At 69.8% G+C, this 10,642-nt stretch carries 2 protein-coding genes; both read right to left on the bottom strand.

The features are described from left to right. Nucleotides 1-39 precede the first annotated feature (39 nt). Nucleotides 40-9,825 (bottom strand): GEVED domain-containing protein, encoded by a 9,786-nt coding sequence (locus VLF18_RS00035; protein ID WP_325277559.1) that lies wholly within the window; start codon nucleotides 9,823-9,825, stop codon nucleotides 40-42. Nucleotides 9,826-10,233: 408 nt separating this feature from the next. Continuing rightward, the coding region (locus VLF18_RS00030) for an aldehyde dehydrogenase family protein (RefSeq protein WP_325277558.1) at nucleotides 10,234-10,642 on the bottom strand (409 nt) is incomplete at its 5' end.

Raw genomic sequence — 10,642 nt, 5'->3', positions numbered from 1 at the left:
GAACGGCATTGCGCCGTTCCCGCCGATTCGGGCGTTGCGTTACGCACGCGACCCGCGGCGGCGCTGCCGCTGCGATGCGAGTGCGACCATGCCGAGCAGCAGCAGGCCGAACGACCAGACCGACAGCGCGGGGATCGTCTGCGCGCCGAGGCGCACGATGGTCGGGTTGCCGTTGTCGTTCGGATTGCCGCCGCCCGGCGCCGGGTCGGTGCCGTCGTTGGACAGATCCGACACCGCGACGTTGCCGACGAGGCCCGTGCCGGTGACCTGGTTCGTGTACACCGCGCCCGGCGTGAACTGCACGCTGACGACGAGGCGGATCGTCGTCGTCGCGCCGGCAGCGAGCGAGTCGCCGCCGGTCAGCAGGTTCGTGCTCGCGCGGCCGTCGTAGGCCGGGTTCACGCTGAGCGTCGGCGCGGTCACGCTGACCACGTTCCAGTTCGCCCCGGCGCCGAAGGTCGTCACGAGATTCTCGACGACCTGCAGGCTGTCGACCGGCTGCGTGCCGTAGTTGCGCACGAGGATCACGTAGGCCAGCTGCGCCGTTGCCGGTGCGCCGCCGTCGCCGTAGCCGCCACCGCCGCTCACCGCCAGCACCTGCGCCTGCTTGGCGACACCGAGCGGGGAGGAACCGCCCGGCGTGCCCAGCGTGATCTGCGCCGGATCCGAATCGTCTTCGTCGGTGACCGGATCGGTGTCGCCCGGCGTGCCGGTGCCGTTGCCGCCGATCGCGTCGTCGGACGGCGTACCCGCCGCACCGCCGCCGTCGTTGCCCGCATTGCCGTCCGGCGTCGAGTCGATGTCGGTCGGCGGCGTGGTCGAGGAATCGCCGTCGTCGTCGGCCGAACCGATCTCCGCTCGATTGACCAGCGGCGAGGTCGCCGTCGGCAGGATGCGCAGCGTGATCGTCACCGTCGTGCTGGCACCCGGCGCGAGCGGACCGCCGATCATGCGCGTCGCGAGCGACGGATTGACCGGATTCCAGTTCAGCTCGACCGGACTCAGCTCGAAGCCGGCCGGGATGTAGTCGTTGATGACGATGGTCGTGGCCTGCACCGTACCCTGGTTGAACACGGTGACGTCGAAGGTCACGTCCTGGCCCGGCAGGAACGGTCCGGGCTGGCCGGCCGTCAGCGTCTTGCGCAGCGCGAGATCGAAGCCCGTACCGAACGTGACCTGCGCCGGATCGGCGTCGTCCTCGTCGGTGTTCGGATCCGTGCCGCCTGGCGTGCCCGTGCCGTTGCCGCCGACGGAATCATCGGACGGCGTGCCCGGCGAACCGCCGGCGTCGTTGCCCGGATTGCCGTCGGGCGTCGAGTCGATGTCGGTCGGCGGCGGCGTGTTCGTGTTGCCGTCGTCGTCGGCGGATGCAATCTCCGCGCGATTGACGAGCGGCGACACCGCGCCGTTCTGGATGCGCAGCGTGATCGTCACCGTCGTGCCGGCACCCGGTGCGAGCGGACCCGCGATCGTGCGCGTCGCGAGCGTCGCGCTCACGCTGGTCCAGTTCGTCTCGTTCGGACTCAGCGCGAAACCGGCCGGGATGTAGTCGTTCAGCACGATCGTCGTCGCCGGGATACCGCCCTGGTTGATGACTTCGATGTCGAAGCTGACGTCCGAGCCCGGAATGAACGGCCCCGGCTGACCCGCCGTCACGGTCTTGCGCAGCGCGAGGTCGAAATTGCCGACGAGGCCGAAGTCGACGCTGAGGTTGCTGTTCGCATCGACGTCGCCGTCGTTGACCGGCTCGGCGCCGACGGCCAGCGTGACCGGCTGCGTGACGATGCTCGCGCCGTTCAGCGTGCCGTTGTCGTCGTTGTTGACGTCGTTGTCCGGATCGGGCGCCGGCTCGTAGCCGCCGGTCGGCAGCAGCGGCGGCAGGCCCGAGCCCGTGCTGGTGCGATAGCCCGCCGGCGGCGTGATCGCGACGAGGTAGTTGTCGGGATCGAGTGCCGCGAACAGGTAGTTGCCGCTGCCGTCGGTGTTCGTCGTGGCGATGGACGGGCCGTCCGGCGTGCCGTTGTTGTCGCTGTCGCGATACAGCACGACGGCCACGCCGGCGATGCCGGGTTCGCCGCCGTCGACGACGCCGTTGTTGTTGCGGTCGTTCCAGACGAGGTTGCCGAGACTCAGCACGCCGGCGCCGCTCGTGATCGGATAGTCCTCGACCTCGCCGTTCGTCGCCGCACCGTTCGGCGTGCACGCCGCGTCGGTGGACAGGCGGAAGCGCGCATGGCTCGCCGCGGCCGCCGTGTTCGGCACGGTGCCGAAGGCCAGCGTGAACGGCGCGCCGTTGCTGCCGTTCGGCACCGCACTCTGCGCCGCTTCGCCCGCGTCGGCGAAATCGCCGTCGGCGTTGTAGTCGAGGAAGCCGCAGAGCAGCGCGGCCGCACCGGTCGTGTTGGTCGCCGTCACGCGCACGGTCGGTGCGACGCCGCGCGAGAGCGCGAGGTCGGCCGTGTTGACGCCGTCTTCGTCGTCGGGCGTGCCGTTCGTGTCGTCGCCGTTCGCCGCGGCGGACGGCTGGCCGTTCGCTTCGGCGTCCTCGTTCGCGCCGATGCGCAGGCCCGCCACGATCGGATGACGCGCGCCGTCGTCGGCGAGCAGCGTGGAATAGTTGCCTGCTCCACTGCCGGCGCCGGTGTCGGGCAGGTCGCCGTAGTCGACCACGGTGATGCCGACCGGATAGTCCTCGACCTCGCCGTCGGGCGCGGCGCCGACCGGGCTGCAGGCACCCGTGTCGGTCGACAGGCGGAAGCGCGCGTAGCTCGCGGTCACGGCCGTCGCCGGCACCGCGAACGCGAGCGGGAACGTCGCGCCGTTCGTGCCGTTCGGAATCGCCGCGAACGTCGCTTCGCCGGCGTCGGCGAAGTCGCCGTCGCCGTTGAAGTCGACGAAGCCGCAGAGCTGCGCCGCACTGCCGCTGGTGTTGGTCGCGGCGACGCGGATCGTCGCGGCGCTGCCTGCGGTGAGGTTCAGGTCGGCCAGCGTGACGCCGTCTTCGTCGGCACCGTCGCCGTTCGCGGCGACGCCGGGCTGGCCGTCGGCTTCGCCGTCTTCGGTCGCGCCGAGGAACAGCGTCGGCACGATCGGATGACGCGGGCCGTTGTCGCCGAGCAGCGTGGAATAGTTGCCGGTTCCACTGCCGGCGCCGGTGTCGGGCAGATCGCCGAAATCGAGCTGGCCGACGCTGACCGCATAGTCCTCGACTTCGCCGTCGGTAGCCGGGCCGTTGGCGCCGCAGGCCGTCGTGTCGGTCGACAGGCGGAAGCGCGCATAGCTGCTCGCGGCCGCCGTGACCGGCACCGTGCCGAAGTTCAGCGTGAACTGCACGTCGTTGCTGCCCGTGGGCACGGCGATCGCTGCGGCGGTTTCGCCCGCGTCGGCGAAATCGCCGTCGGCGTTGTAGTCGACGAAGCCGCAGAGCTGTGCCGCACTGCCGGTCGCGTTCGTCGCGTTCACGCGCACGTTCGCCGCGGTGCCCGCGGTCAGCACGAGATCGGCCACGGTGACGCCGTCTTCGTCGTCGGGCGTCCCGTTCGTGTCGTCGCCGTCGGCGCCGGTACCCGGCTGGCCGTCGGCTTCGCCGTCCTCGTTCGTGCCGAGGTGCAGGCCGGCGACGATCGGATGACGCGGACCGTTGTCGGACGACAGCGTGGAATAGTTGCCGTTTCCACTACCGGCCGCCGTGTCGGGCAGGTCGCCGTAGTCGACCTGCGCGATGCCGACGGGATAGTCCTCGACTTCGCCGTTGGCCGCGATGCCGGTCGCCGAGCAGGCGCCCGCATCGGTGCTCAGGCGGAAGCGCGCGTAGGTGCTGCTGACCGCGCTCGTCGGCACCGTGCCGAAGTTCAGCGTGAATTGCACGTTCGTCGAGCCCGTCGCGACCGCCGCGGCCGGTGCGGTTTCGCCGGCGTCGGCGAAATCGCCGTCACCGTTGAAATCGACGAAGCCGCAGAGCTGCGCCGCGCTGCCGGTCGTGTTGGTCGCATTGACGCGCACCGCCGCGGCCGTGCCGCCGGTCAGCGAGAGATCGGCGATCGTCACGCCGTCCTCGTCGTCGGGCGTGCCGTTCGCATCGTCGCCGTCGGCGTTCGTCGCCGGCTGGCCTTCGGCTTCGCCGTCCTCGTCGAGGCCCAGGCGCAGGCCGGCCACGATCGGATGACGCGGGCCGTCGTCGGCGAGCAGCGTCGCGTAGTTGCCCGTACCGGTGCCGGCTGCGGCATCCGGCAGATCGCCGAAGTCGAGCAGGCCGGCGCTGACCGGATAGTCCTCGACCTCGCCGTCGGTTGCGGCGCCGACCGGGCTGCACGCGCCGGCGTCGGTCGACAGGCGGAAGCGCGCGTAGCTGCTCGTCGCGACGCTGGTCGGCACCGTGCCGAAGTTCAGCGTGAACGGCGCGCCGTTCGAACCCGGCGGTACGACGACCGCGGGCGCGGTCTCGCCCGCATCGGCGAAGTCGCCGTCGGCGTTGAAGTCGATGAAGCCGCAGAGCTGCGCCGCGGATGCGAGCGTGTTCGTCGCGGTCGCACGCACCGTGGCGGTCGTGCCGGCCGTCAGCGCGAGATCGGCGGTGTTGATGCCGTCCTCGTCGTCCGGCGTGCCGTCGGCGTCGTCGCCGCTCGCACTCGTGCCCGGGAGGCCGTCGGCTTCGCCGTCTTCGTTCGCACCCAGGCGCAGGCCCGCGACGATCGGATGGCGCGGACCGTTGTCGGTCGTCAATGTGGAATAGTTGCCAGTTCCACTACCGGCACCGGTGTCGGGCAGGTCGCCGAAGTCGGTCTGGCTGATCGCGACGGCATAGTCCTCGACTTCACCGTCGGGCGCCGCACCGTTCGCGGTGCACGCACCGGCCGCGGTGCTCAGGCGGAAACGCGCATAGGTGCTGGTTGCCGCCGTGCCCGGCACCGTGCCGAACGCGAGCGTGAACTGCACGTTGTTCGAACCCGTCGCCACGGCGATGGCCGGCGCGGTTTCGCCGGCATCGGCAAAGTCGCCGTCGGCGTTGAAGTCGACGAAGCCGCAGAGCTGCGCCGCCGCACCCGTCGTGTTCGTCGCATTCACCCGGACGTTCGCCGGCGCGCCGCCGACGAGCGCGAGGTCGGCCACGGTCACGCCGTCCTCGTCGTCGGGTACGCCGTTCGCGTCGTCGCCGTCGGCAGTGGCCGACGGCTGGCCGTCGGCTTCGCCGTCCTCGTTCGCGCCGAGGCGCAGGCCCGCAACGACCGGATGACGCGGACCGTTGTCGGCCAGCACGGTGGAATAGTTGCCGTTTCCACTACCGGCACCGGTATCGGGCAGGTCGCCGAGATCGACGAGGCCGATCGCGACCGCGTAGTCCTCCACTTCGCCGTTCGTCGCCGCGCCCGCGGCGCTGCAGGCGCCCACGTCGGTCGACAGACGGAAGCGCGCGTAGGTGCTGGTCGCCACGCTCGTCGGCACGGTGCCGAAGTTCAGGGTGAACTGCAGGTTGTTGCTGCCGGTCGGCACCGGCATCGCGGGGGCGGTTTCGTTCGCGTCGGCGAAGTCGCCGTCGCCGTTGAAGTCGACGAAGCCGCAGAGCTGTGCCGCCGCGCCCGTCGTGTTCGTCGCATTGACGCGCACGCTCGCGCCGCTGCCGGCGACCAGGCTCAGGTCGCTGACCGTCACGCCGTCTTCGTCATCGGGCGTGCCGTTCGCGTCGTCGCCGCTGGCCGCCGCGTTCGGCTGGCCGTCGGCTTCCGCGTCGACGCTCGCGCCGAGCACGAGGCCGGCGACGATCGGATGGCGCGCGCCGTTGCCGGCGAGCAGGGTCGGGTAGAGCGGTGCGGGCAGATCGCCGAGATCGAGCGTACCGATGCCGACGACGTAGTCCTCGACTTCGCCGTCGGTCGCGAGACCGTCCGGCGTGCAGGCGCCGGGGCCGCTGCTCAGGCGGAAGCGTGCGTACGTGCTTGCCGCCGCGCCGGCCGGCACGGTGCCGAAGTTGATCGGGAAGCTGCCGTTGCTGGTGCCCGAGGCGACGGGTATCGCGGCAGCGGTTTCGCCCGCGTCGGCGAAATCGCCGTCGCCGTTGAAATCGAGGAAGCCGCAGAGCTGCGCAGCAGCCGCGTTCGGATTCGACGCAACGGCGGTGACCGTCGCGTTCGCGCCGACCGTCAGGGCCGGAATCGTGACCCCGTCTTCGTCGGTGCCGTCGCCGGTCGCGCCGGCGTTCGGCTGGCCGTCGGCTTCGGTGTCGACCGTGGCACCCAGCGTCGGCGCCGTCGCGGTGCGCGGATGGCGCGGACCATTGTTCGCGCGCAGAGTGGAATAGTTGCCATTGCCGATGCCGGCCGTCGTATCGGGCAGGTCGCCCATGTCGACCGGAATGACGCCGGCCGGATAGTCCTCGACCTCGCCGTCGCCGCCGAAGCCGGTCGGCGTGCAGGCGCCCGACGGACTGCTCAGGCGGAAGCGCGCATACGTCGTCGCGGCACCCGCGGGCGCCGTGCCGAAGTTCAGCGTGAACTGCACGTTGTTGGTGCCGGTGCCGACCGCGATCGCCGGCGCGGTTTCACCGGCGTCGGCGAAATCGCCGTCGCCGTTGAAGTCGACGAAGCCGCAGAGCGAGGCGGCTGCCGCGGTCTGGTTCGTCGCGTTGACGCGCACCGTCGCGGGCGAGCCCGTGACGAACTGCAGGTCGGCCACGGTGACGCCGTCCTCGTCGTCGGGCGCACCGGCCGTGTCGTCGCCGTTCGCGTTGAGGCTCTGCTGGCCGTTGGCTTCCGCGTCGACCGTCGCGCCCATGAACAGGCCCGTGACGATGCGATGGTTCGCGCCGGCGTCGGCTTCCTGCGTGTTGTAGTTGCCGGTCGAGGTGCCTGCCGCGGTATCCGGCAGATCGCCGAAGTCGAGCGGCGTGATGCCGATCGGATAGTCCTCGACCTCGCCCGCGCCGACAGCGCCGTTCGGCGCGCATGCGGCAATCGTGTCGCTGAGGCGGAAGCGCGCATACGTCGATGCGGCGGAGCCCGCCGGCACGGTGCCGAAGGCCAGCGTGAACTGGACGTTGTTCGAACCGGTGGGCACGGCAACCGCCGCGGCGCTTTCGCCGGCATCGGCGAAGTCGCCGTCGCCGTTGAAGTCGATGAAGCCGCAGAGCTGCGCCGGCGCGCCGGTGGTGTTGGTCGCATTGATGCGCACGTTCGCCGCTGTGGCGACCCGCAGGCTCAGGTCGGCGACGGTGACGCCGTCCTCGTCGTCGGGCGCGCCGTTCGTGTCGTCGCCGGTCGCCGCCGCGTTCGGCTGGCCGTCGGATTCGCCGTCGACCGTCGCGCCCATCTGCAGGCCCGGGACGATGGAATGCATCGCGCCGCCGTCGGACGCCACGGTGGAATAGTTCCCGATGCCGCTGCCGACGCCCGTGTCGGGCAGGTCGCCGAAATCGGCGATGCCGAAGCCGAAGTCGATCGTGTGGTCGTTGCGGCCGGCCGCGCCGACCGTCGCGACGAAGCCCGTGCCGCTCGGACCGCCGCCGGCGACCGTCGTCGCGACGCCGTTGGAATCGCGCAGTGCGCCGCCCGTGTTGGCCAGCGTGCGCGTGAAGCCCGCGAGCGGATTGCCCGCGTTGAAATTCGCCGGTGCCACGAGCAGCGTCACCGCCGCGCCGTAGGGATTCGGCTGGATGACCGTGTTGTCGGTCGTGCTCGGATCGATCGCGCCGATCGAGAACAGGAACAGGAAGTGGCCGTTCGCGTCGGTCGTCGTGCTGCCGATCTGCGTGCCGGCTGCGTTGTAGAGGTTGATCACGACGTTCTGGATCGCGGGTTCGCCCGGATCCTGGCGGCCGTTGCCGTTCGAATCGCGCCACACGCGGTTGCCGATCTGCACCGGCGATTCTTCGCAGAGGATTTCGATGTCGCCGATGCCGCCAGCCTTGCCGAAGGTCGAGGTGCCGTCCTCGTAGAGCCGGAATTCATGCCGCACATTGCCGGCGAGGCGCGCGTTCGCGCCGTTGTCGTTGCGATAGACGCGCACGCCGGCGTTGAAGGTGCCGTCGACGTCGAACACGGTCGACATGAAATTGCCGCTGCCCGGACGCCACAGCAGCGAACCCATCGCGGTCTCGCGGTGGAAGTCCGGGTTGAAGTCGAAGTCATAGTACTCCTCCCAATAGAACTCGCGATTGCCCGGGCCGGAATTGATGTTCGTGCCCGCGCCGGTGCTGTTCGGATCGCTGGTCGCGCTCGTGCCGCAGCTGCCCGCGTTTTCGAGCGCCCAGGCGCCGCCGGCGCCGTTGCGGCAGGCCATCAGCAGGTCGCCGCCCTGGCGCGTGGAATCGTTCTGGTCGCCGTTCGGACCGATCTCGCCGCTGTCGTAGGTCTGGTCGGCCAGGCGGTCGCGCAGGCCGATCGCCATGCGGCCCTGCGCGTCGAATTCGATGTCGGTCAGGATCGGCTGCGGATACAGCCAGAAGTTGGCGCTGCCGACTGCGTCGGCCGGCTGGTAGGTGTCGGCCCAGGGATTCCACTCGCCGTCGGTCGTGGCGGAGCCGAGGCCGTTGTTGAGGAACTGGCGCGGATAGTTGAGCGGGAATTCGATGACCGGCGTCGTCGAGAACACGTTCGTCGCCGGGTTCATCGCGTACACGTAGCCGCGCATCGCGGCTTTGGCCGCAGCGAGCGTCGCGCCCGCGCCGCGCATGCTCTGCGCCGTGCAGACCATGCCGATGTACAGCGTGCCGTCGAAGAACTTCGTCGCGAACGGACGGATGTCGTCGGTGCTCGGCGCCGCGGCGCTCGGTACGGCGCCGCTGCAGCTCGTCGGCACCGGCACGGGGACGCGCACGATCTGCGCCGCCGTCGGCGCGGTCGGCCCCGTGCCGATCGGCAGCACGAGCACTTCGCGCTGGAACAGATTGATCGTGTAGAGCGTCAGGCCGTCTTCGGAGATTTCCAGATCGCCGAGGCCGCGCTTGCCGACGACGCCGTAGCTCGCCGCGTCGCGCGTCCAGTCGGTGCCTGCCGGATGCGGGTTCGTGCCGGTGTCGATGCCGGCCATGCCGTTGACCGTGATGAACGGCGCCGCGGCGATGTTCGTCGAGTTGCGCGTCACACCGGGCGAGCGATAGATCGTGCCGGTGTTCGAGTCCGGTCCCTGCGGCGAGCCGCGGTGCACGTACGCGGACGAGAACAGGCTCTGCGTGCGGCGCTGGTAGGCGATGCCGTAGACCGCGCCGGTCTGGTCGGACAGGCCGTACTCGCGCTGCGCCTGCACGCCGGCGGTGACCGGATCGGCGTCGTGGGTGGTGCCGCGCGCGTCGTAGTCGAAGCCGAACAGCGTGGGCAGGCCCGGCGAGGGATTGCCGAACGCGAAGAACCCGGCGACCACGGCCGGCGGCGTCGGCCCCGCGCAGTACTGCGCCGGGTTGTTGAAGCCCGCATTGACCGTGGCCGTGCTCGTCGCGACGAACTGCACCGAGGTCGGATTGCCCGTGCCGAATGCCGCGGTCGCGAGCGCGCTGCCTTCGCCGGTGAACTCGACGCGGAATGGTCCGCCGCTGGCGATGGTCAAGGTGTAGCTGCCGAGTGCCGGTGCGTTCGCCGCCGTGCAGGCCGCGACCGGTACGCCGGCGGCGGAGCAGCTCTGATCGAAGGTGGTTGCGGTTGCGACACTGGTACCGGCGGCGTTGTAGGCCGTGACCGTGATGCCGCCGAGTCCGGGTTCGCCTGTGTCGGCGACGCCGTCGGCGTCGAAGTCGCGAAATACCGTTCCGGTGATGTCGGCCAGTGCGGCCTGCGAGAAGAGCAGGACTAACGCTGCGAGTCCTGTTCTTGTGAAATGCGTCACATTTTGCCGAGACACGCGCGCGCTCCCCGGAAGCCCGTCTGCGGGCTCCCATTCATGGTGAAGACGATTGAGTCGTTGATCCCCTGCGCCGCCGTACGTTTGGTCTGGCTAAACGGTCCCTGGCGGCTCGCTGATCGTCGCAAAACGGCAGCGTAGGGTGGGTTACATCAAGTAACGTGCCAGAAAAAAACTGTGACAGATTGGATGCTTAGCGATTCGTATTCGACCAAAGTCGAATCCACTATTTTTATCCCTACCCGGGAAACCCCTCACGCCTCAAACGTTTACAAACTCAGGCGGAGCTGAACAAAACCACCAAAAAAAAAGCGTTGCGCAAGGTGGCGCCCGCGCGAACGAAAACGGGCCGCAAAGCGGCCCGTCGGGGGATGACACCGGTAGGCGCGACGCGGGTCGCGCGCGGGATCAGAATTCGAACTTGATGCCCTGGGCCAGCGGCAGCGCGTCGGAGTAGTTGATCGTGTTGGTCTGGCGGCGCATGTAGGCCTTCCAGGCGTCCGAACCGGATTCGCGGCCGCCGCCGGTTTCCTTCTCGCCGCCGAACGCGCCGCCGATCTCCGCACCCGAGGTGCCGATGTTGACGTTCGCGATGCCGCAGTCCGAACCCGCCGCCGACAGGAACGCTTCGGCCGACTTCACGTTCTGCGTGAAGATCGACGAGGACAGGCCCTGCGGCACGCCGTTCTGGTAGTCCAGCGCTTCGTCGAGCGATTTGAACGGCATGACATAGAGGATCGGCGCGAAGGTTTCGCTCTGCACGACCTCGTCGCTGTTCTTCAGGCCCGTGATGATGGTCGGCAGCACGAAGTTGCCC

Origin of the sequence: Tahibacter sp. (assembly GCF_035481375.1) — a bacterium.
In the GTDB taxonomy this organism is placed as follows: domain Bacteria; phylum Pseudomonadota; class Gammaproteobacteria; order Xanthomonadales; family Rhodanobacteraceae; genus Tahibacter.
The sequence above is the reverse complement of the archived record's forward strand: the minus strand, read 5'-3'. Positions and strand labels throughout refer to the sequence as shown.